Here is a 23,013-nt window from a genome sequence, read left to right on the forward strand (position 1 = left end):
GCCGGAAAAGGGGAAGCTATGGCAAGTACGGTTAAAAGGTTGTTTGTTGAAAAGAAAAAACCTTATGATGTTGAAGCGCAGGGGCTGTTCTCAGACCTTACGGAAACTCTGGGAATCAAGAGCCTTGAGTGGATAAGAATAATAAACAGATATGATATTGAAGGCATCAGTGAGGACGAGTACAAGCTGGCCCGGAATACTATTTTTTCAGAGCCTCCCGTGGATATTGCATATGACGAGGAGTACGCAATTCCTCAAGGCGGCAAGGCCTTTGCAGTTGAATACCTGCCAGGCCAGTACGACCAGCGTGCCGATTCTGCGGCTCAGTGCATTCAATTGCTGACCCAGGGGGAGAGGCCTGAAATAAAGGCTGCCCGGGTAATTGTACTTATGGGGGAAATATCTGAACAGGATATGGAGGCCATCAAGAAATTTTATATAAATCCGGTGGAAAGCCAGGAGGCAAAGCTGGAAAAGCCTGCAACACTCAAAGCTGAGGTTGAACAGCCGGGGGATGTGGCAGCCGTGGACGGATTTACAGACATGGATGGCGGGCAATTGCGGGCTCTATTAAAGGAAATGGGCTTTGCAATGTCTTTTGATGACATATTGTTTTGCCAGAGCTACTTCAGGGATTCAGAAAAAAGGGATCCATGGGTTACCGAAATGAGAATGATAGATACTTACTGGTCGGATCACTGCAGGCATACCACTTTTCTCACCTGCATAGACAGCGTCAGCTTCCAGAAAGGCAAATACACCGGAATAATCGAAGACACCTTTAAGGACTATAAGGCAGCAAGGGAGCAGGTTTACCAAGACCCGGAACAAAGGGACGTGTGCCTTATGGATGTTGCACTCATGGCCATGAAGTCACTTAAAAAACAGGGAAAGCTTGAGGACCTGGACCTTTCTGATGAAATCAATGCATGCAGTATTGTGGTAAATGCAGAAATAGACGGCAAAAATGAAGAATGGCTGGTAATGTTCAAGAATGAAACTCATAATCATCCTACTGAAATTGAACCTTTCGGAGGAGCGGCAACCTGCCTGGGAGGAGCTATCCGCGATCCGCTGTCGGGCAGGGTGTATGTTTACCAGGCAATGAGGGTGACCGGAAGCGGTGATCCCAGAAAAGGCATGGCGGAAACTATTCCGGGCAAGCTTCCTCAGAAGAAAATCACTACCGGAGCAGCAGCAGGTTACAGCTCCTATGGTAACCAGATTGGCCTTGCAACCGGACAGGTTTCTGAAATATACAACGAAGGCTATGTGGCAAAGAGAATGGAAATAGGCGCGGTTATAGGTGCGGCGCCCAGAAGTAATGTTGTGCGCAGACAGCCCGAAGCAGGAGACAAAATTATCCTTCTGGGCGGAAGAACCGGCAGGGATGGCTGCGGAGGAGCCACCGGCTCCTCAAAGGCACATACGGAGGAATCACTGGCAGCTTGTGGGGCTGAAGTCCAAAAGGGTAATGCGCCGGTAGAAAGAAAAATACAGCGCTTGTTCAGAAACCCCCGGGTAAGCACACTTATAAAGAGATGCAATGATTTCGGAGCCGGAGGAGTTTCGGTAGCCATAGGTGAGCTGGCAGACGGACTTGAAATAAATCTTGATATGGTACCAAAGAAATACGAGGGACTGGATGGAACAGAGCTGGCTATTTCCGAATCACAGGAAAGAATGGCGGTAGTTGTAGCAGCGGCTGACGTGGAAAAATTCATAGGGTTTTCCAACCATGAAAATCTTGAAGCAGTGGTGGTTGCAGAGGTTACTTCTGCACCAAGACTCAAGATGTACTGGAGAGGCGGCAAAATCGTGGATTTGAGCCGTGAATTCCTGAATTCAAACGGAGCAAGGCAAAGAATTGACATTGAAATAGCTGCTCCAAAAGAAGAAAGCTACTTTGACAGCTTCAATAATATGAAAATAGATAATCTCCAGGAAAAATGGGCTGAGAACCTGCAAAATCTCAACAGGTGCAGCCAAAAGGGACTGGTGGAGCGCTTTGACTCAACTATTGGAGCAAATACCGTGCTTATGCCCTTTGGAGGGAAGTACCAGTTGACACCGGCCGAAGGCATGGCCGCAAAGCTGCCGCTTATGGAGGGAGATACTTCCACCGGAACTCTCATGTCTTTTGGCTATAATCCTGAAATATCAACGTGGAGCCCTTTTCATGGGGCGGTATATGCTGTTGTGGAGTCCATTGCCAAAATTGCCGCCATGGGTGGAGACTATAAAAAAGCCAGATTGACACTGCAGGAGTATTTTGAAAAGCCCGGGAAAGATCCCATACGCTGGGGAAAACCTTTGAGTGCCTTGCTGGGAGCCTATTATGCCCAGATGAAGCTTGGTACTGCCGCTATCGGCGGGAAGGACAGCATGTCCGGGAGTTTCAAGGAATTGGATGTTCCGCCTACACTGGTATCCTTTGCGGTTGATACCGTGGATGTTAACCATGTGGTATCAAATGAATTCAAGGCAGTGGGAAGCAAGATTGTCCTTCTGACTGTAGGCATGGATAAAAACATGCTGCCGGATTTTGAAGAATTGGACAAGGTATGCAGTGCCATTCACAAATTGTCTGTAAGCAGGGAGCTGTTAGCCGCATGCTCGGTGAGAGAAGGCGGAGTTGCTGAAATCACAAGCAAAATGGCTTTTGGCAACATGATAGGTTTGAAATTCGAGAAAGATATCCAGCCGGAAATGCTTTTCAAGCCACTGTATGGTTCAATGGTGGTTGAACTGCCGGAAAGTGCCTGCCTTGAAACGGCTTTTGCAGGCTTGAACTTTATGCTGTTGGGAACCACCGTGGCTGAAGCGGGGATAGTGCTCGGAGGTACAAATATTCCTCTGGCGGCACTTTCTCAAAAATGGCAGGAGCCGTTGGAAAGGATATTTGCCACAAAAGTAAAGGCGCCAGCAGGCACGCCTGTGGAATACAGCTATAATGCGGGCAGAAAAATACGGCCATCTGCCGTGCTCGCAAAACCGAGAGTGTTTATACCCGTATTTCCGGGGACAAATTGCGAATACGACACTAAAAAGGTATTTGAAAATGCAGGTGGAATAGTTGAAACTCTGGTTATCAGAAATCTGTCCCACAGCGACATTGAAGACTCCATAAAAGAAATGGAAAGGCTCATAGACAATTCCCAGATAATTATGATTCCGGGAGGTTTCAGTGCCGGAGATGAGCCCGAAGGCTCAGGCAAATTTATAGCTACCGCTTTCAGGAATCCCGTGGTAAGCCAGGCTGTGATGAAACTCCTGAAGCAGAGAGACGGACTGGTTATGGGAATATGCAACGGTTTCCAGGCCTTGGTTAAGCTTGGCTTGCTTCCCTTTGGAGAAATCAGGAATATTGATGAGAATTGCCCCACTCTGACCTTTAATACTATTGGTCGTCATCAGTCCTGTCTGGTTAACACAAAAATAACCTCAAATCTGTCGCCCTGGCTTAACAATGTAAAGGTTGGAGATATTCACACAATAGCTATATCCCATGGAGAAGGGCGATTTACTGCCGGCAGTGAGATTTTGAAGACTCTTGAGGCCAATGGGCAGATAGCTGCACAATATGTTGACTTGAACGGAAAGCCCACCTATGATATCGGTTACAATCCAAACGGGTCAATAAACGCCATAGAAGGGATAACAAGTCCTGATGGAAGAGTATTCGGCAAAATGGGGCACTCAGAAAGAACCGGCTCAAATCTGTACAGGAATGTGCCGGGGGAGAAGGACCAGCAGTTATTCAAGGCCGGAGTGGATTATTTCAGAAGCTAAGGTACAGTATGGCATTGAAGCATTCCGCAAGAAAACTTGTAGATTTGAATTTTGTAAACCAGAGGTTATGAAAGTATGGGTAGGAGCAATAAGGAAAATATGAAAAAACTTGCAGGCCGCATAGCGCTGCTTTTACTGGCGGCATATCTTCTTTTACTGCTCTACCTGACTTTCTTCAGCCCCCGTTATGGAAGAGCGGCGGGGCTCAGAGGCATAAATCTGATCCCCTTTTCTACCATTATGCAATACCTTACCGGGTATATGACAACCCGCAGCGTAATTATAAACCTTCTGGGAAACATTATAGCCTTTATGCCCATGGGATTTCTTCTTCCCCTTGCATTTACTTCTGTCAGGAGTTTCAGAAGGGTATTGATTATTTCCTGCCTGTCCACGGCTCTTGTGGAAATTACCCAATACCTTACAAGGTCGGGTATCAGTGATATTGATGATATTCTCCTGAATGTGGTCGGTGGAATACTGGGCTACTTTTTGTTCAAGCTGTTCTTTTATTTCCTTAAATTCTAATCTGCTTCTCAGAATAATAACATAATATATATGGCCATATGGGGCTGTATATGGCTTTGTCAGCATAAAAAGTGCAATCTGCCTCACTGGGCCGATGGTAAGCCAAGGGTGTTGCTTTCTTGCAGGCAGCGGAAAAAAATGTTATCATGAAAGCAAGTTAAATGTTGTTACATTCAATTCAACTGTGTGCAGCCGCACACCGACGGGAGGTTTATATGAAAATATCATTTTCTACGCTGGGATGCCCTGGCTGGAGCTGGGAGGATATGCTTGCTACTGCCAAGGATATAGGCTTTGATGGTATAGAAATTCGAGGTATAGGAAATGAGCTTTATGTACCCAAGGCAAAGCAGTTTGCCGTTGAAAATATTGATCTGACAAAAAAGAAGCTGGATAGAATCGGGCTTGAAATCCCTTGTTTGACATCTGCCAGTTTTTTATTTGACAAGGCAAATATTCAAAAGCATATTCAGGAAGCTGAGGATTATATTGAACTTGCAGCAAAAATCGGAACACCCTATGTAAGGGTGCTGGGAGATGCTCACCCCCAGCCAGGGGAGGTGGATGTGGAGTTCGTAGTTGAAAATCTCAGGAAGCTGTCTGTCCAAGCTGAAGAGAAGCATGTAAAGCTCCTGGTGGAGACAAACGGTGTCTTTGCCGACTCAAAAGCCATGAAGGCAGCCATTGAGAAGGTTTCCTCCCACAGTGTAGGCGTCCTCTGGGATGTCCATCATCCAATCAGATTTTTTAATGAGTCGGTGGAGGAAACCTACCGGAATCTGAAGGAGTATATCTGCTTTATTCATATTAAGGATTCCCTGGTTTTTGAAGGTGCTATAAAATACAAAATGATGGGGCATGGAGATATTCCCATAAAGAGTATTGTAAGGCTGCTGAAGGAAAATGACTATACCGGCTACCTATCCCTTGAATGGGTAAAGCGATGGAATCTGGATCTTGAAGAACCGGGAATAGTTTTTTCGCACTACGCAGGTTATATGAAGAGCCTTATATAGTGACAAAAAATATAAAAACAGCTTGAAAACAAGGCTGCAGGCTTTAAATAAAGACACTTCAAGCAAATATTCCTGTCCGTTCGTATAAGAATTGGACAGGAAATATTTGGAAGATTTGAGTAAGTATGTTATTATTCTTGCGAATACAAAACTTGCAGGGAGAAAACATGAAAAAATTTTTCACTCTATTCTTAATCGGTATTTCAATTCTTATTTCTGGCTGCGGCGGGCAGGCTGAAACTGCTCACAGGCAGGATTCCATCAAATATGATAATTCGACCATTGAACTCACAAAAAAGATTAAAACACTAAACATTTTTGTAGATTCCGGAAAGCTCCAAATCTTTTGCTGGGACAACCCCAATATCAGTTCCGAGATAAAGTACACTGTCAGAGCCCATAAAAGCCAGGAACAGCTTCAGAAGCTTCTTGGCAGATTCTCTGTGGAAACCGCCATTAAAGATAGTACCTGCAATATTTATGTAAAATATAACGGTAAAATAAAAAATTCCGAGGATGTGTACTCAGATATCAAGCTTACCATACCACGCTGGATTAAGGATATAAAACTGGAGCAGAGGGTGGGGAGCTTTATCCTTGAGGACAAATATGAAGGAAATGTTCATGCGCGGCTGGACAGTGTAAATACCGAAATCAGGGCTTTGTATGGTGCTCTGTCCTTGGAGTGCGGAAAGGGCAATATGCGGCTTGACTCTGGCAGACTGTCCGACGGGTCTGCGGTGATTTTGCAGACAGGGAATATATACATAAAAAATGAATGCGGGAACAAAGCCGGATATTCTTTTGAAACAGGCACAGGAAATATCAACCTGAACTTTCCTGCTGCCAGCAGCATATGCCTTAATGCGGTTGGAACAATAGAAAATAACCAGTTTACAGGCTTAGAGGGTGATATTATGGTAAACGCAGCAGCAAAAATCGGCAAAATATCTGTAAATGGCTACTAAAAATTTATAAATATGAAATAATTTAACAAAAATAGAAAAAATATGTTGACAAAATCCAAATATATAATATAATTGTACTAGATTATAAAATTCTTCTTTTTTCACTTCATTAGTCATTCATTTAATATTTGTTTTTATATATGTCAAAAGAACTGGAGAAAGCTAATGGCACTCATAAAGTTGATGATTGTGGACGATGATGATGAATATTCGTTCAATCTTTGCAATTCTTTAACCCACAATTTTTCTGAAATCCTGCTGGTAAGTTATTGCAGTAATTCCTACAACATAGAGGAATGGATAAAAAAAATAGACCCTGATATTGTCCTTACCGGTGAGAAGTTTTACAACGTCATTACCAAGCATTATGCAAAAACCCTGCTAATCCTTTCCTCAGGCTCAAGCAGCAGTGGAGTCGCAGAAATCCCCTCAATCTACAAATACAAAGATGTAAATAAGATTGCCGGAGACATAATAAACAGTTTTACAAAGGCAGGTAATATTATCAGTCCGGCAAAAGAAAAAGCAGCCAGAATCATACCGGTTTATTCGGCTTCCGGCAGTACAGGCAAGACCTCAATTGCACTGGGAATAGGTTCGATTTGTTCTCTGTACGGTCTGAAAGTTCTTTATTTAAATCTTGAGCAGTTTCAGTCTACAAAATTCTTTTTTTCCTGTAATGCTGATTATTCAATATCAGAAGTGATTTATTATGTCAGAGTAAAAGACAATAATCTGATCTCAAAGCTTACTGCTATGAGGTGCCAGGATCCATCCACCAACATGTTTTACTACCAGCCTGCAAATAATCCATTGGAGATGACTGAACTGCTTCCAGGCGATTTGGAGTTTCTTATTGACAATCTGAAGGAATCCGGACAGTACGATATCATTGTGGTTGATATGGATTCACGCCTTGATGCAAATACTCTTAAAATTTTTAATAATAGTGATGAAATTATATATTTATTAGTTAATGATGAAATTTGTTTACATAAGACATCTATCTTTTTGGGAAGTTTAAATAAGCTGTCGAACTCTTCCAATCAATTTGCTTATTTGCCGGATAAAATTATATATGTGGCAAATAAAGTGTCAAATCAGGCCCTCCCATTAATCAAAAATGTCATTTCAAGCGAAAGAATCCTATCCGAAATCCCTTTGATTGAAAGCTTCAATTCCAAAAAGTTCGGTATAATGGGAGGACCTGATACAATTTACAGTTCCTTAAAGCAAATAGCAGGAAGGTATATAAGACAGCAGTCGCAGGGGGGATGACCTTGAACCGGGACTTGCTGAACGAAATAAAAGCTGCCATAAGTGAAAAAATCGACTTAAAGAGGTATTTTACAGATGAAGAAATATTGGGAGTTATAGAGAAATCCGTCTTTGAAAAATCAAGGGAAATATTTTTAAAGTCATATGAAAAGAAAGATTTGATTTCGGCGGTATTCAACTCCTTGAGAAGGCTGGACATACTTCAGCCAATACTTGATGATTCTGATATTACAGAGATTATGATAAACGGACCCAACAGCCTGTTTATAGAAAAATTCGGCAGGAGTACCAGGCTGAATATGCAATTTGAATCGGCACAAAAGCTGGAAGACATTATTCAGATAATGGTAACGGCAGTCAACAGAACCGTTAATGAATCAACACCAATAGTAGATGCCAGACTCAAGGACGGGTCAAGAATAAATGTAGTCCTGCCGCCTATAGCTCTTGACGGGCCCATAGTTACCATCAGAAAATTCCCTTCCAAACCTGTAGATATGGAAAGGCTCATTGAACTTGAGTCCGTGACACCTGAAGCCGCCGAGGCACTGAAGAAACTGGTGCTTGCTAAATACAATATCTTCATATGCGGCGGAACAGGCTCAGGAAAAACCACATTTCTCAACGCACTGTCAAATTTTATACCCCAGGACGAAAGAATCATTACTATTGAGGATTCGGCAGAGCTGCAAATACAAAACATTCCCAACCTCGTAAGGCTGGAAACCAGAAATTCAAATCTTGAGGGCAGAGGAGAGATTACCATCAGAGATTTGATAAAAACCTCTCTTCGTATGAAGCCGACTAGAATAATTGTCGGTGAAGTGCGGGGCACAGAGACAATAGATATGCTGCAGGCAATGAATACGGGGCATGACGGGTCGCTCTCAACAGGACATGCAAACTCAACTGAGGACATGTTGTCCAGGCTGGAGACCATGGTTTTGAGCTCATCGCCTTTGCCTCTTGAGGCGGTGAGAAAACAGATATCTTCAGCTATTGATATTATTATATTTCTTTCCAGGCTCAGGGACAGTTCGAGAAGAACAATTGAAATATCAGAGGTGCTGGGGCTGGAGAATGGACATATCCAGCTAAACCCGCTGTTTACCTTTGAGGAAGCCTCCAATGACATGGCCTTCACTGATAAGGTGGAAGGATGTCTTAAGAGAAGTTCAAACCCCTTGATCAACACCCGGAAGCTGAGAAATTCAGGAATTGCCTGCGACATTTAAAATATTTCATAAAGGAGAGTGTACTGTGGAGGATTACGATAATTATATTATTTCTTTTAAATGGAAAATAATTTATGTTTTATTGGCTGGAGCAGCTATTTTTGGCATAACCTATCTTTTTTACAGAAACAGCTTTCTTGCCGGAGGTCTTAGTCCATTGGGCATTTTCTACTTAAGGCACAGAAGAAAACAACTGGTTTTGAGACGTAAAAACCAGCTTAATCTTCAATTCAAGGATCTTCTGACTTCGCTGGCTTCATCACTGTCCTCAGGAAATGCTGTAGAGAATGCTTTCAGTAATGCTTTGGGAGATTTGCTGGTGCTTTACCCGGGTGATGATGCCTGTATCATTAGGGAGACCAGAATAATACTTCATAAACTGGCTCTGAATGTAACTATAGAGGAGGCGGTAGGAGATCTTGCAAGACGATCGAAATTGGATGATATAGTAAATTTTTCTGATTGTATATCCATTTGCAAGAGAAGTGGCGGCAATCTGATAGTAGCTGTAAAAAATGCATCCGGAATAATCAGTGACAAGATAGAAATGAAGCAGGAGATAGAAACCTTGTTGGCTTCCAGAAAATTTGAACAGAGAATTTTAAATATTATGCCCGTAGTCATAATCTCTTTATTATCAGTTTCAGCTCAGGATTATATAAGCCCCCTGTTCATGACAAATGCAGGTAAGGCAGCCATGACAGTCAGTCTCCTGCTGTTGGCCGCCGCCTATCTCATATCCGGTAAAATAATGAGTATAAGGCTGTGAAAATATGCTAGTGATAAATATTTTTTTAATAGCAGCAATACTTTGCATGGTTCTATATTTTGCAATAGTTATTATAAGAAACCGAGCAAAATATATTGCATATATTGAAGCGCTAGACAGTAGTGAACCTTTTAAAAATTTCCTTATCTTCGGTTTGTTTGTTCTGGACAAATACAACTATTCCTTCAACACCTCCTACGACAGAAGAATATTGAATTATGCAACTGAAATATATGGTCAGGAGTACTCCTCCTTCTATGCCAGAGTGGCCTATTCAAAAAAAATAGTTTTGATTATGCTGTTTATGGTCATTGAATTGATAACCTCTCTGGCTTCCGGGTATGACCCTGCCTATATGTGTTATGTCCCTGCAGTATCAGTGCTCCTATGGTTTCTGGAGGATGCCCGTCTGAAAAACCGGGTAAAAAAAAGAAGGCTTGGAATGCAATTGGAATTTCCTGATTTTATAAACAAGCTGACTTTATTGCTCAACGCCGGAATGACTATGTTCAAATCATGGGAAAAGATAGCTCTGGACAGAACAGCTCTTGAAAACAGTGAAAGTGCATTTTACATGGAGGTCAGTGCCACGGTGGCTGATATAAAAGCTGGAATGAATGAAAATGAAGCATACAGTCTTTTTGCAAAGAGAATAAGGACACCGGAGATATCAAGGCTTATGTCTACTATCCTGCAAAATACCAAAAGAGGAGGCAATGACCTGGTGCTTTCCCTGAGACTTCAGGCACATGAATGTTGGGAAATGCGCAAAAATATCATCAGAAGGCTGGGTGAGGAAGCCGCAACAAAGCTGCTGCTTCCTATGATGCTCATGTTTTTTGCAATCCTGATAATAGTTGTAACCCCGGCATTTCTTTCTATGCAGGGAATTGCCTCGGGGTTTTGACTAATTATACATAAATATATTTAAAAGGAGGTGATGGCTATGATACAGGAAATTAAAAGATTTATCCGGGAAGAGGACGGAATGGGAACGGTTGAGGTTATTATAATAATAGCTGTACTGGTAGGAGTGGCTCTATTATTTAGAAAGCAGCTTATAAATTTTGTTAATGGAATAATAAACAATCTATTCCCTGATGCCAGCAAGCTTGAAAACAATAAAGCCGGAACACAGGGAACGCTTGGGGGCTGAGACCTGAAATTTTTCCCGACAGGAGTTGATTATTGATGGCTGTTTCTGAAAAGGATACTCTGATTACCAGATTTTGCAATATGAGAGCCAGCTTTACCCTGGAAGCCTCCTTGATTTTTTCTCTGGTTTTTCTTCTTTCAGCAGCACTGGTGTATATTTTCATATTAATGTACCAGCATGCGGCCCTGCAAAGCGTAACCTGCCAGGCGGCAAACAGAGGGGCTCAATATTATGTAAAACAATTTGATTCCAGCAATAAATGGTCTGACGAAGCTGGTTTGTATTGGAGAATCTTTGACGGGGAGGGAGATATTAAAAGAAACCATATAGCTGAACATGCCTTAAATATGTCTAATCCTTCAATAATAAAATCTGAAGCGGATGCAACAATTTCAATCTCATATATTTATTTGATGAAACAGCTTAAGGTAGAGCATGAAAAAAAATATTTGCTGCCTGTTGGAGATTTGCTGGACATTTTCGGCATTCCTTCAAAGCTGAGCCTGCTCTCTGTAGTAACCTGTCCGCTTGAGGATAATGCGGAATTTATAAGAAATATGGATATGATTGCAGATATAAAAAACTGTCTGGTAAATAACGATAACAAATGGATAGGCAGCAGTAAAAAAATGGATGAGGCAATTGATAATCTGGTAAAAAATATTGAAAGACCGGTGGAAATACATGAAAGTTTTAAAAATAATTAATTACAGGGGAGCTATAACTGTTTTTACAAGTATTGTTCTGGCATCTATTTTTCTGGTTGCCGGCATTTTCACAGATGCCGCAAGGATAAAGCTTGCTCAGGCACAGGTGCACAAGGCAAATCAGACAGCTCTTTCCTCCGTACTGGCTTGCTATAACAACGAGCTAAAGGACCTGTACGGACTTTTCGGGTATAACCTGGACTATGAAACACTTAATGACAGTTATGAAGAATATTTCTCAAAAAACCTTAATATTGGCAGCAGGGATTTTCTTTATGGGTTCAACATAGAAAACATACGTCTGGAGCAAGCGTTCAGCCTTCAAAACAATGAGATTTTTGAGAATCAGCTTAAGGAATTCATGAAATACCGTGCACCAGTAAAAATCGTATCAGACCTGCTTTCAAAAATCCAGGGCATAAGCAATCTTTCCAAAGGGTCAAAGATTTACAGAAGGAAAGTGGAGACTGAAAGGAAAGCGGGAGATATCGGGCAATTACAAATGCTGCTGGAGGAAAAGGCCAAAAGTATAAACAATTCGGATATAGCTCTGGAGCTTGGTGAGCTGAAAAACAAACTTAAAGAGAAAATCTCGGTTAAAGCCGGAATACTAAATGAACTGAGCAGACTTGAAGGCGAATTTATGAACGAAGAGAATAGTGAAATAAGAGATAGTCTGTTAAGCAGCATAAGTTCAATAAAAGAGGAACTTCAAAATATTGAAGCGTCTGCTTCCGGGCTTAGGAATACCATGCTTGATACTATAAATCAGTATAAAAGCTATAATTCGGAGGCTTTGGAATATGCCGGAAATATTACTTTACAAAAGCAAGAGCTTATTAAAAGAATGGAAGCAGAATTAGAGTCGGTTGCAGGCGGCACCAACGGTATTGAAGAAGTTCAGAAGGCTTACAGGGATAGTATGCTATACATTAAATCTCTTGTTAAAGAGGATAATTCCGAGGCCATCACTGAGATTCTGGAAAGAAATATGAATAACTGTCTGAATTCCATAAATTCAGCTTCCGAAAGTGATGACAGCTTTTTAATGACAATTGATCAATTATGCAGCGCTGCAGAAATAAATTACATTTTTAATAAATGCGTGCCGGTCTCTTCGGAGGAGGAAGACAATAGGGACAGGGTGCTTCAACTGCTGGAACAGGCCTTTACCCAAAAGGTACAGTTAAAAAGCATTGAAAATAATGTATTTAACCAGCTTCCCTCGAGAAAGGAACAGCAGCAACGGGAGGAAAACATTGATTGGAGTTTCAGGGACTTTAATTGGGACAGGGGTGCAGAAAAACAACTGCAATATATTGCTGACAGGGAAAGCAGTTTTTCCGGGCTGGCAGAAAATCTTGTAAATCAGCTTTACATAAATGAATATATTATGGGTACTTTCAGACATGATGTAGCTCTGCTTAAAAATGAAGATGAAAGCAAGGCCTTTAATTTAAGATCAGTAAGCAAATATGAAAGAGAGGGCTATTTTTCCTGCTTTGAGGTTGAGTATATAATAAATGGAAACAGAGATGAAGCAGTAAATTCAATGCTTTTAAAATCTGAGATACTGGCTTTGCGGCTTGCTTCAAATGTTATTCATATATACACAGATGCGGCAAAAATGAACAGACTAATCGGGCTGGCCGCAGCATTGAGCAGTTGGAGCGCAGGCCTTGCAGCGCCCATACTTCAAACCGTGCTGGTTTTCTCCTGGGCCATGCTGGAATCCCTTTATGATCTGGAACAATTAGGTCTGGGGGATAAAATAGTTCTTTTTAAGAATAAAGAGCAATGGAAAACCGATTTGTCAGGCCTGGTAAATAAAAATAACCCTTCCGGCCCTGAAGACAATCCATTATTACTCAGTTACCAGGATTATTTACGTGTATTTCTGCTTTTGACGGAGAGGGACAAGAAGTTGGACCGTATTCAGGACCTTGTACAGATGAATATAGCCCTTTCAAGGCCTGGCTTCACTGTTGAAAATACCTTTGTGGCATTGCAGGCGGATACGGACGTAACTATAAAAAACCTGTTTTTAGGTCTTCCTATATTTGCATCCCAATCAGGAGTCAAACTGTCACGCTCACTGATTAATGCAAGCATGCTGTTGAGTTACTAGCTTCTCGGAGAAAAATATGAAGAACTTATGTAAAAGCAATATGTTTCTTAAGGGGTCCATTACAGTTGAAGCGGCAGTTATACTTCCATTTGCCATCATGGCTGTTCTGACTTTTGTCTTTATAATTAAAATTTATTATACCTATGATGTTGTTCAAAATGCCATAACAGGAACCGGCAGGCAGATGAGTGCATACAGTCTGCTCTATTATAAGACCGATGCTGAAGAAATCATAAGCGGCATTGAACGGTTCGGCAGCTCTGATGCGGTGAGTGATGCTCTGGGAGATAACTGGCTGAGTTCCAGCCTTCGGGATGCAGGAAAAAATGCTGCGGATTATATAAGAACGCAGTTGGCATTAATACCGATAACCAGGCAATTGGTATCGAGACAACTGGAGACCTGCTTTGGCGCAGACGCTGACAAGGCCCTGAGAAGGCTGGACATAACCGACGGGCTTTCCGGCTTGGATTTTTCACAAAGCAAAATGCTTGCAGACGGAAAGAGCATTGATATTATTGTACAATACAAAATTAACTTCCCGATTTTATCAGGTGTACTTCCTGAGATCCAAATAAGTCAAACTGCATCTGTTTGCATATGGGCAGGTGAAAATGGAATAGGTGGTGAGGAGAACGGAGAAGCTGAAAAAACTGTTTGGGATATGTCAAACATAAAAAGAGGACAGGCTATAAGAAAACTTCAGGGGGCAAATCTGCCGTTTAATTTTCCTACAGTAGCCAGTTTTAAAAACGGTACTGCAACAAGCGTTAAGAGTTTGAATATTGATGAGCCTTATTATAAGGATGCTGTGAGTCTGGAAAAGAAAATTTCAGGTTATGTAAAGAAGTTGGATGAGTTCTGGAGCGGAAGCTGTGGTGATATATCCATAAATGAAAGTGAAATATTAAGAAAGGAACTTATACTCGTAATACCTGAAACCGAGCTTTCATCAGATCAACAGAATGTGGTTGACAGGTGTGTCAAACTGGCTGAATTGAGAGGTATCACATTAAATGTTATTAAAGCATATGGAAAAAAAGGGGGAAACAGTGGTGTGCCCGACACGGATGAAGGAGGTAAACAAAGTACTGAGGGTGATTAACAGCCTTATAAAAGGCAAGCAGAAAATATCCTTGCTCTGCTGTTTTGTTATTGCAGTTGCAAGTTCGGGAGCAGTATTTTCCGGGGTGGGCAAAACGGATAAGGGTATTCTGGCCGCTGCCTTGATGCTGGTTCAACTGGTGGCTGCTGCAAGTGACCTGAATTCAAAAATGATACCTTTACGGCTTATGCCCTTATCACTGCTGTTAGGAACAGTAATTTTATATTTGACTGGCGGTTCAGGTGGTTTTAAAAATCATATTATTGGAGGTTTAGTTGCTTTTGCTGCACTTGTAATTCTGATTTTTATTTCAAAAGGCCAGATAGGAGGGGGTGACTTACAGTTGTTTACTGTAACAGGTTTTTACACTGGCGGTTTTGTTGTCTTGAGTATAATATTATTATCAACGGTTTTCTCAGGGCTGTATTCTTTATTTCTCCTGATTCTCAGAAAGGGAGGCAGGAGCACTGAATTTGCATTTGCCCCGTTTGTTTTATATGCAACTGCCCTTGTAAGCCTTAACAGTTTGGATATATGAGCTATGGTACAAATTTATTTATAACTATGGATTGATAATACATTTGATAATGGTAGGGTGATGCTTATTGGAAGCCAACATGGCAGAGGGATTTGCAGCAGCGTTTGAAAACAGCGCGGCGGCCAGTTATTTGGTATTAAGTACAAAAGATAATTCAAACATACTGGATTACCAGGTACAGATGCTCCTGAGCAACAGGATAGGCGGTCTGCTGGAATTCAATATAAATTACACAGGTAATGATCTTAACTGCTTTTATAATATCACATCAAAATGTACCCTCGTTAATTACATGTCCAGAAGGAAATTCAAGAGAAATGAGTTTTTGATGCTGCTCCTTAATGTGACAAATAATATTTGCCATATAAAGAACTATTTGCTGTATGAGAGTAATGTTCTTCTGGATGAAAGGTATATTTATGCTGACCCTGAAAAAGAGGAATTTTACTTTGTGTATCTGCCTTTTTCATCATACAAGAATGATTACAAAGCATTTTTCTTAAAACTTGTTATTGAGCTTTCGGGCTTTTATGAGGAAGAAAGTGACAATTACCTTCAAAAGCTTCTGGAGGAGATTAAAAGTGATTTATTCAGCCTCAGTGCACTAAGAACCAGGCTTGAAACGCTTCTGGGGTACGATGACAGAGCCATGTCCGAGACAGTGAGAGATATAAAGGCAGCCATAAAGAAAAATGCCAAATCAGATAATTCTGAAACATCAGGAGAAATGAAACCACAGGAAAGGAGCGTCCAGAGACTTTATACGGGGAAAGAAACAAGAAACATAAAGATTCCGGTCAAAAGTAATCACAGCAGGCAAAGTAATCAAAGTAATCAAAGTAATCAAAGCAAACCCGAAAATGATAAAAATACTCAACAGTCGGTTTCGGGAAGGTTTAACGGACAGGCAACAGTCTTTTTGCTCCTGCAGCCGGTTTTTATTACGGCATACATTTTAAGCCTTTCAAGCGGGGTTTTATTTACCGGTGACCGAGGACTTCCTGCAGCAGCTATTGCGTTTATTATTGTAGCATGTATAGATATTTTGATATTCAGGCTGATTAAGGAGCGGTATAAAAATGCAGCAGGTCTTGACGTATCAGGCGTAATCAGTCATATAACCGGTAAGATGAAAGCTGGCAGCCAAAATACAGGTTCAGGTCCGGGAAGGGAAACATCAAGAATGCACCAACAGCAATCGGATAAAAAACAGGATATACGGTCTCCGGCTGTTTACAACGGTGAGACAGAAATACTTATAAAGCCCGGAATACAGGCAAATGCATATTTTAAGGAGGAGGAGGGGGAACTGGTGCTTGCACTTGACAAAAACAGCATACTGATAGGCAGGATGGAGAATTTTGTTGATGCCGTTGTAGACAGCAGTGCGGTGGGAAAAATCCATGCAGAGGTTATAAGGGAAGCCCAGGTCTACTATCTTGTAGACTGCAACTCCAGAAATGGTACATATATAAATGAAAAACGGCTTTTGCCAAATACAAGAAGTCCGCTTTCAAATAATGATGCCGTAAGATTTGCAAACAGGGAGTTCAGATTCTTTTACACTGGCATACCTGAGGAGGAAGGCCGGTGATTATTTACAGCCAGGTGTTCCTGTTGCTTGCGGCATCGGTAGTCAGTGATCTGAGGTCATCTAAAATAAAAAACACAGGTGTTTTCTTCTTTTTAATATCCGGAATCTTGTCAAATTACTGTTTACAAGGTTTGGAAGGCCTGAAACTGAGCTTGGCCGGTGCAGCCATACCTGTGCTGTTACTTGTGTTGTTCTTTTATCTGCGGCTGCTGGGAGCGGGAGATATTAAGCTGTACAGCGCAATAGGAGCACTGCTGGGCTGGAAAGCCGGGCTGTACGTGCTTGCCTATTCCATGCTTGCTGCAGGTGTGGTATCTTTTGCAAAATTATATGGTACAGGTGAAGCAAGAAGAGGCTTTACAGAATTATTTCATGAAATAATTCTGTTTTTCAACAGTGCAATTCCGGGCAACCAACTACCTCCGCCTGTGAATATCAATAACAGGCATGTTATTAAGCTGTCTCCGGCAATTGCATTTGGTACGGGCCTTCAACTGCTTACCGGCCTGCTGTTATAAAACTGCCTTAAAGGACAGCTTACATAGCAAATTTTTATTAACAGCTTTTGTAGCTTATATTTTCAAAGTCCCTGCAAAGCTGCAATATGTTTTCAAATTTTTCGGCAGCATCCTCATAGCCATCTTTGTACAGTTTTTTGAGGTTTTCGGGATTTCTCTCAAAGCGTGAGACCTGTACAGGCTGCTTTGGCCGGATTATTACGGCTTTATTCTGCTTTTCCAGTTCTTCAGCCAGGTCAATGCTTTCATTGTAAACCTGAGGCCTGTTTCTGATTGTATTTACCAGATTTGGATACTTCCTCAGCAGCAGCCTGTATAAAGGATAAAGATTGCTCTTCTTTTTTCTGTAACCGCCATGCTGGGTCATAATCACTATATGAGCATCAAAGCCGCAATCAACCGAATAGCGGATTGGTATGGAATCAGAAGGACCACCGTCCACCAGCATTTTTCCTTCCACCTCCACAATAGGGGAAACAAGAGGAATAGAACTTGAGGCCCGGACATAAATGCCATCATCAAGCATATCCCGTATGGGGGTATACATGGGCCGGCCTGTTGAGCAGTCTGTAGAAACGGCTGTGAGCCTGCATTCCGAATTTTTAAAACTATTATAGTCAAAAGGCAGAAGTCTGTTGGGTATATCATCAAACAGAAAATCCAAATTAAAAACAGAGCCCCTTGTAAATAGTCCCAAGAGACTCAAATAGCGCTTATCGGAACAAAAGCCGGCATTGATATCCAGATTTCTTCCTCTTTGACCGGATATATAGGAAACTGAATTGCAGGCACCTGCTGAGACTCCGATTATATCCTGAAAAATAAGCCCCTGATCCATGAAATAATCCAGCACACCCGCGGTGTACAGTCCTCTCATTCCTCCGCCTTCAAGTATCAAGCTTACTTTTGCCATAGAAAGTAACTCCCTTATGTCATACACGTGGTACTTGTAAAAATATACCTTTAACTATTTTCTTACTGAATTATACCTCTTTTTTTATCTATATTCAACAATGCTTTATTTTGTTTTTTCAGAGATAATTAATATTAAAGTACATATTCAGCCGCTACTGCTTAATATGCTTGGAAGTGTAAAAGCTATACCGCAGCTTTGTTCATTACTGGAGGATGTCAATGCCTAAGATTGTGGAATATTCATACGGAAAACTGTTCAAATACACGATGAAAGCTATAAACCCTGTAAAAAAGGCAATAATAACAACGGATTGCAAGGTACATAGGGCCATTAACATACAATCTTTGGCTGTCCTCAAAAGTGACGGGAAATATCAACAGTTCAATATGTTCTCAAATTATGTGCTTGAATTGAATATGGGTGTTGTCTGGGCAGATCAGGATTTTAAGAGCTCCGGGCATTTTTATAATCCTTTTAAGGACAGAGGACTATATGGAAATACAAATGCACTAACGCTGGCGTGCAATTATTACTCTTTTGCACTTGGCTGTTATGAGGCAGGCGATATAAAAAAGTCAATGTTTTTTCTTGGTGCGGCGGCGCATTTGGTTCAGGACGTTACAGTGCCTCAACATGCCAACATAAAATTGCTGCAGGAACACCACAAGTTTGAAAAGTTTGTCAGGGATTCTTTCAGCAGTACGCCTGAATACCTGGTTGGTGATAAAGGCTGTTATCTGGATGACATAAAGGAATTTATATATCACAATGCCATTAGTGCCATAAAAGCCAGCAAATATCTAAGCTATATTCCGGATGATGAACGGAGGTATTATGAACTGACAAAGAGTGTGCTGCCTTTGGCACAAAGAAGTACCGCCGGTTTGTTCTCAATGTTTTATAGAGATACCCGGGATATGGAAAGCGGCAGTTACAGTTCATCTATCCTATAAGTCTGCTGCCTGCCAAAGAATCAACATCTGACTACAGTTCAATTTCATCAGTTGGGACAAAATCAGGTGGATGACAGATTTATCTTAGTAGAGGATAAGCCCAATGAGTAAATATGCTAAATCAATTGACTTTGTTTTGGAAAACGCCAACGTAGTAATCCAATATCGTCTACGTAAGGAAATCTTGCGCAACCTCACTAAAACAGATGAGGAAAACTTACTGGAAAAAATCTATCAAACACCCCACTTTAAACTTGTACAAAGCTATGTCAAGCCGGATGGCTATATCGGAAGCGGTTGCCATAGCTGGGCTAACTGGCAGGGAGCAATACTGCATGACACGCCGCTTCAGGATGGAGAAACGGCTGCGCGGCTGCTGGCATATTACGCCATACCCAAGAGGCACCCGATTATCGCAAATTTCGTTGCAGCAATGCGTGATGAGGATATTTTACGTAAGGAATTTTCATATATCCCTCCAGAAATCCATCGCTACCAGAACCGGTTTGTAGGGATTAACAGCGGCAACAGCCTCATGGCTCTTATATATACTATTCAAGCGATGCTGGGATATGGTGATGACACCCATGAAGTTAACCGCTTCCAAGATATTGCATTAAAAGGCTTTAAGCGCATACTTCAGATTTCGTCACTTGACGAGATATTAAGATATAATCCAAACTTAAGAAAAAAATATAATTATCCATATATGGAGTCTGATGAATACTTCCCCGATTCCTATACGCTTACCATGCTCGCGTATTCTCACAGTTGGCGCACACCGGAAAACATTAAAATGCTTGCCAATTCACTCAATCGAATAAACCAAATAATGAAGCCGGACAACACAATGAGCATAAGAATTAATGGTAAGTTTGTAGGCCCGTGCTTTGCTCTTAACAGACCATTCCTACCATTCCGTGTTGATACGGTGGATAATATCCTATATCGCCGGTGGCTGACAGAGATTGCCATGCTCGGCGTGGGCGAAAGCGTTGGAATTATACGCCAGTCCGTGGTTAATGTGGAGCAAGCGCTTGACGATGGCGGAATACTGAGAACATTCTTCGATTTACCCAAATATAAACGCAAGTTAGCAAAAAACATTGAGTATCCTACTGCATATGCTGACGTAAGGCTTGAGCCGGACTACAACCGCAAGTATGCTTTAGAGTGTGATTTGACATTCTGGGCAATACAATTTCTGACGCTTGTTGAAGAAGGAAACCAAAAGCTTGTTACTCAGAAATAGTGTACTTTCTTTTCCGGGTTGTGCCAAATGTACTGAGGGCAGAGGTGACTACAGTACACTCTCCAGCAGTGTTGAAAACGTATTGACTATGTGGTCAATGATTTTATATAATTGTAATAGGCATTGACTACATGGTCAAAAGAGGGAGAGGATACTATGAATGCAATAGAAGTAACCGGACTTTCCAAGCACTATGGAAATTCAAGAGGTATTATTGATGTAAATCTGGAGGTAAAGGAGGGGGAGGTTTTTGGTTTTATCGGACCAAATGGTGCGGGTAAATCCACAACCATCAGGACTTTATTAAACCTTATTCATGCTGAAAAAGGTGAAGCGAGGATTTTTGGACTGGACTGCTTTGCCCAGAGCAGGAAAATAAAGGAGCAGGTCGGCTATCTGCCTTCAGAAGTTCATTACTATGACGATATGAAAGTAAGAGAGCTTTTAAAGTATTCTTCAGGCTATTACAAGAAGGATTGTTCGGAAAGGATAGACCAGCTCTGTACCGCACTGGAGCTCAATGTTGACAAAAAGCTTGAGGAGCTGTCCTTTGGAAATAAAAAGAAAGTAGGTATTGTTCAGGCTTTGCTGCATCAACCCAGGCTGCTTATTCTGGATGAGCCGACCAGCGGCCTTGATCCGCTGATGCAGAACAAATTTTTTGAAATATTGAGGGAGGAGAACCGTAAGGGAGTAACCATATTTTTCTCCTCGCACATCCTGACCGAGGTTCAGAGAATGTGTGACAGGGTGGCAATAATTAAGGAAGGCAGAATTTTGAAGACCGAATCCATTGATACATTGAGGTCGACTACCTACAAGAGAATTAAGATTGAATTCGTGAAGCTGGAAAATACTGCGTTTGAAGGATTCCCGGGGGTAGTGGACAGAACGGATTCTGAAAACGGCATGGAGTTTTTATATAACGGGCCCATTGAGGCAATTGTTAAAAAACTGTATGAATATGAGCTGAGAAATCTATGGGTAGAGGAACCGCAGCTTGAAGAGATTTTCATGCACTATTATCAATAATAAATTCGTCTTCAAAGGAGGTCGTCATATGCTCTTATATAAGAGAGAAATAATCAGGAACGGAAAATCGACAATGCTCTGGACAGCTATTCTGCTGTTGTATAACATCTCCATGCTCCTGCTTTACCCTTCAATGACCGGAGCAATGAAGGATAAGATGAACTTAATGCTTCAGGCCTTTCCCAAAGAAATGATTATTGCTATGGGTCTGGACAAGGTCAGTATTACTGAACTGTTGGGCTTTTACAATACATACTGCTATCTCCTTGTTACCATTCTGGGAGGAATATTTGCCATGCTGCAAGGTATTTCAGTGCTGTCAAAAGAGGAGGATGAGAAGACCATCGAGTTTTTGTTGTCAAAACCCATTACCAGGAACAGGATTATATTTGAAAAGGTAAGTGCAGTTTTGACCAATATTCTCATTTTGAATATAGTTGTAAGCATGATATCCTATGTGGCAATAGAACTTGTCAGCAGTGAGGCATACAGCCTGAAGGCCCTGTTACTGCTTTTCCTTGGGCCCGTTCTGATGCAGGTTACTTTTGCGGCAGTGGGTTTGCTGATTTCGATATTTATAGTAAAGGCGAGGATTAACATACCTGTGGGTGTGGGAATAGTGCTCGGCTTGTATTTTATAAGTATCTTGGCAACAGTTTCTGAAAAAGCGGACTTTCTTAAATATGTAACACCTTTCAAATATGTGGATGGCGCGGACATAATCAACAGCAAAGCCATTGAGCCCGTATATCTTGCCATAATGACAGCGGTAACTTTAGCATGTACATTTATAACCCGCCTGATATATAATAAAAAGGATATAGTTGCCTGAGCACCAGACAAAAGAACAAATTAAAAGGTATAGTATAAGGAGAGAGTTAATTTTGAATCCTGCTTTTGAAAATCTGAACGCGGAAAAGAAAACCAATATCATACGCGCCTGCTTGGAGGAGTTTGCCCAAAACGGCTATGAAAGGGCCTCCACCAATAGTATGGTGAGCAGGGCAGGAATATCAAAAGGCTTGCTTTTTCATTATTTCGGCAGCAAGAAGGACCTGTATCTGTACTTGCTGGACTACGCCATTGAGCATTTTATCGGCAGGTTTTATGATAATGATGTCAAAGCTTCCTCGGATTTATTCGAAAGGATAATGAAGCGGGGGATTGTCAAAATGAAAATAGCAAGTGAGCAGCCCTTTATGTATAAGCTGGTTATGGAGGCTTTTATGGACACTCCCGGTGGAATGGAGGAGGAAATGAAAGCAAGGTATGATAAAATTTACAGCCAGCATATGCCGGCAGTTTTTGAGGATATAGATTTTTCCCTGTTCAGGGAGGATATAGATAAGCAAAAGGCCATGGAATTTATGCTTTTAAGCTTTGACGGAATTTACAACAGGTATATGAAACAGGCTAAGGAAAAAGCTTTGGACTTAAGCCTTGAGGAAGTAGATAAAATTGTGAGTGAATATTATATATTTATTGATATGATAAAGTACGGGATATATAAGAAGAATTAAAAGGGTCA

At 41.4% G+C, this 23,013-nt stretch carries 21 protein-coding genes; 20 read left to right on the forward strand and 1 reads right to left on the reverse strand.

All coding sequences use genetic code 11. The features are described 5' to 3' along the window. The first annotated feature begins 18 nt into the window (after positions 1-18). From CLHUN_RS00420 to CLHUN_RS00490, 15 genes are all read left to right on the forward strand, one after another. A complete protein-coding gene (locus tag CLHUN_RS00420) occupies positions 19-3,792 on the forward strand; it encodes a phosphoribosylformylglycinamidine synthase (RefSeq protein ID WP_080062591.1) in 3,774 nt (1,257 codons plus the stop codon). A 75-nt stretch (positions 3,793-3,867) separates the two neighbouring features. Continuing rightward, on the forward strand, positions 3,868-4,320 hold the full coding sequence (locus tag CLHUN_RS00425; RefSeq protein ID WP_080062592.1) for a VanZ family protein: 453 nt from the start codon (positions 3,868-3,870) through the stop codon (positions 4,318-4,320). A gap of 215 nt (positions 4,321-4,535) precedes the next feature. Beyond that, on the forward strand, positions 4,536-5,336 hold the full coding sequence (locus tag CLHUN_RS00430) for a sugar phosphate isomerase/epimerase family protein (protein ID WP_080062593.1): 801 nt from the start codon (positions 4,536-4,538) through the stop codon (positions 5,334-5,336). A 167-nt stretch (positions 5,337-5,503) separates the two neighbouring features. Continuing rightward, on the forward strand, positions 5,504-6,304 hold the full coding sequence (locus CLHUN_RS00435; RefSeq protein ID WP_080062594.1) for a DUF4097 family beta strand repeat-containing protein: 801 nt from the start codon (positions 5,504-5,506) through the stop codon (positions 6,302-6,304). Between the two features lie 165 nt (positions 6,305-6,469). Next, positions 6,470-7,582, forward strand: coding sequence for a P-loop NTPase family protein (locus CLHUN_RS00440; RefSeq protein ID WP_080062595.1), 1,113 nt, complete (start codon positions 6,470-6,472; stop codon positions 7,580-7,582). Continuing rightward, positions 7,579-8,817 (forward strand): TadA family conjugal transfer-associated ATPase, encoded by a 1,239-nt coding sequence (locus tag CLHUN_RS00445; protein ID WP_080062596.1) that lies wholly within the window; start codon positions 7,579-7,581, stop codon positions 8,815-8,817. Before CLHUN_RS00440 ends, CLHUN_RS00445 begins: the two co-directional genes overlap by 4 nt. Positions 8,818-8,842: 25 nt before the next feature. Next, complete coding sequence (locus tag CLHUN_RS00450; RefSeq protein ID WP_080062597.1) at positions 8,843-9,586, forward strand: type II secretion system F family protein; 744 nt, start codon at positions 8,843-8,845, stop codon at positions 9,584-9,586. A 4-nt stretch (positions 9,587-9,590) separates the two neighbouring features. Beyond that, a complete protein-coding gene (locus CLHUN_RS00455; RefSeq protein WP_080062598.1) occupies positions 9,591-10,493 on the forward strand; it encodes a type II secretion system F family protein in 903 nt (300 codons plus the stop codon). Positions 10,494-10,532: 39 nt separating this feature from the next. Next, positions 10,533-10,742 (forward strand): Flp1 family type IVb pilin, encoded by a 210-nt coding sequence (locus tag CLHUN_RS00460; RefSeq protein WP_080062599.1) that lies wholly within the window; start codon positions 10,533-10,535, stop codon positions 10,740-10,742. Positions 10,743-10,777: 35 nt separating this feature from the next. Then, positions 10,778-11,449 carry a TadE/TadG family type IV pilus assembly protein gene (locus CLHUN_RS00465; RefSeq protein WP_080062600.1) on the forward strand — a complete coding sequence of 224 codons (672 nt, stop codon included), beginning with the start codon at positions 10,778-10,780 and terminating at the stop codon, positions 11,447-11,449. Then, entirely contained in the window at positions 11,427-13,577 is a 2,151-nt protein-coding gene (locus CLHUN_RS00470) for a DUF5702 domain-containing protein (protein ID WP_080062601.1), read from the forward strand. The genes CLHUN_RS00465 and CLHUN_RS00470 overlap by 23 nt, the downstream gene beginning before the upstream one ends. 16 nt (positions 13,578-13,593) lie before the next feature. Then, positions 13,594-14,682 carry an endonuclease toxin domain-containing protein gene (locus CLHUN_RS00475; protein WP_242656400.1) on the forward strand — a complete coding sequence of 363 codons (1,089 nt, stop codon included), beginning with the start codon at positions 13,594-13,596 and terminating at the stop codon, positions 14,680-14,682. Further along, entirely contained in the window at positions 14,648-15,220 is a 573-nt protein-coding gene (locus CLHUN_RS00480; protein ID WP_165755602.1) for a prepilin peptidase, read from the forward strand. Before CLHUN_RS00475 ends, CLHUN_RS00480 begins: the two co-directional genes overlap by 35 nt. A gap of 79 nt (positions 15,221-15,299) precedes the next feature. Next, the gene (locus CLHUN_RS00485) at positions 15,300-16,814 is read left to right on the forward strand and encodes a DUF6382 domain-containing protein (protein WP_080062603.1); all 1,515 of its coding nucleotides are present in this window, start codon (positions 15,300-15,302) and stop codon (positions 16,812-16,814) included. Then, positions 16,811-17,332, forward strand: a complete 522-nt coding sequence (locus CLHUN_RS00490; protein WP_080062604.1) for an A24 family peptidase — start codon at positions 16,811-16,813, stop codon at positions 17,330-17,332. The genes CLHUN_RS00485 and CLHUN_RS00490 overlap by 4 nt, the downstream gene beginning before the upstream one ends. Positions 17,333-17,369: 37 nt before the next feature. Here CLHUN_RS00490 and CLHUN_RS00495 read toward each other — a convergent pair whose 3' ends face one another. Then, positions 17,370-18,245, reverse strand: coding sequence for a patatin-like phospholipase family protein (locus CLHUN_RS00495; RefSeq protein WP_080062605.1), 876 nt, complete (start codon positions 18,243-18,245; stop codon positions 17,370-17,372). Between the two features lie 221 nt (positions 18,246-18,466). On the opposite strand from CLHUN_RS00495, the gene CLHUN_RS00500 reads away from it, so the two are divergent. From CLHUN_RS00500 to CLHUN_RS00520, 5 genes are all read left to right on the forward strand, one after another. Beyond that, positions 18,467-19,201 (forward strand): zinc dependent phospholipase C family protein, encoded by a 735-nt coding sequence (locus tag CLHUN_RS00500; RefSeq protein ID WP_080062606.1) that lies wholly within the window; start codon positions 18,467-18,469, stop codon positions 19,199-19,201. Positions 19,202-19,304: 103 nt separating this feature from the next. Further along, the gene (locus tag CLHUN_RS00505; protein WP_080062607.1) at positions 19,305-20,453 is read left to right on the forward strand and encodes a hypothetical protein; all 1,149 of its coding nucleotides are present in this window, start codon (positions 19,305-19,307) and stop codon (positions 20,451-20,453) included. Positions 20,454-20,609: 156 nt separating this feature from the next. Beyond that, positions 20,610-21,485 (forward strand): ABC transporter ATP-binding protein, encoded by an 876-nt coding sequence (locus CLHUN_RS00510; RefSeq protein WP_080062608.1) that lies wholly within the window; start codon positions 20,610-20,612, stop codon positions 21,483-21,485. Between the two features lie 28 nt (positions 21,486-21,513). Further along, positions 21,514-22,317 (forward strand): ABC transporter permease subunit, encoded by an 804-nt coding sequence (locus CLHUN_RS00515; protein ID WP_080062609.1) that lies wholly within the window; start codon positions 21,514-21,516, stop codon positions 22,315-22,317. Positions 22,318-22,369: 52 nt separating this feature from the next. Continuing rightward, positions 22,370-23,005 carry a TetR/AcrR family transcriptional regulator gene (locus CLHUN_RS00520; RefSeq protein WP_165755603.1) on the forward strand — a complete coding sequence of 212 codons (636 nt, stop codon included), beginning with the start codon at positions 22,370-22,372 and terminating at the stop codon, positions 23,003-23,005. The last annotated feature ends 8 nt before the right edge of the window (positions 23,006-23,013 follow it).

It is taken from the genome of Ruminiclostridium hungatei (assembly GCF_002051585.1).
Lineage (GTDB): Bacteria > Bacillota > Clostridia > Acetivibrionales > DSM-1351 > Ruminiclostridium > Ruminiclostridium hungatei.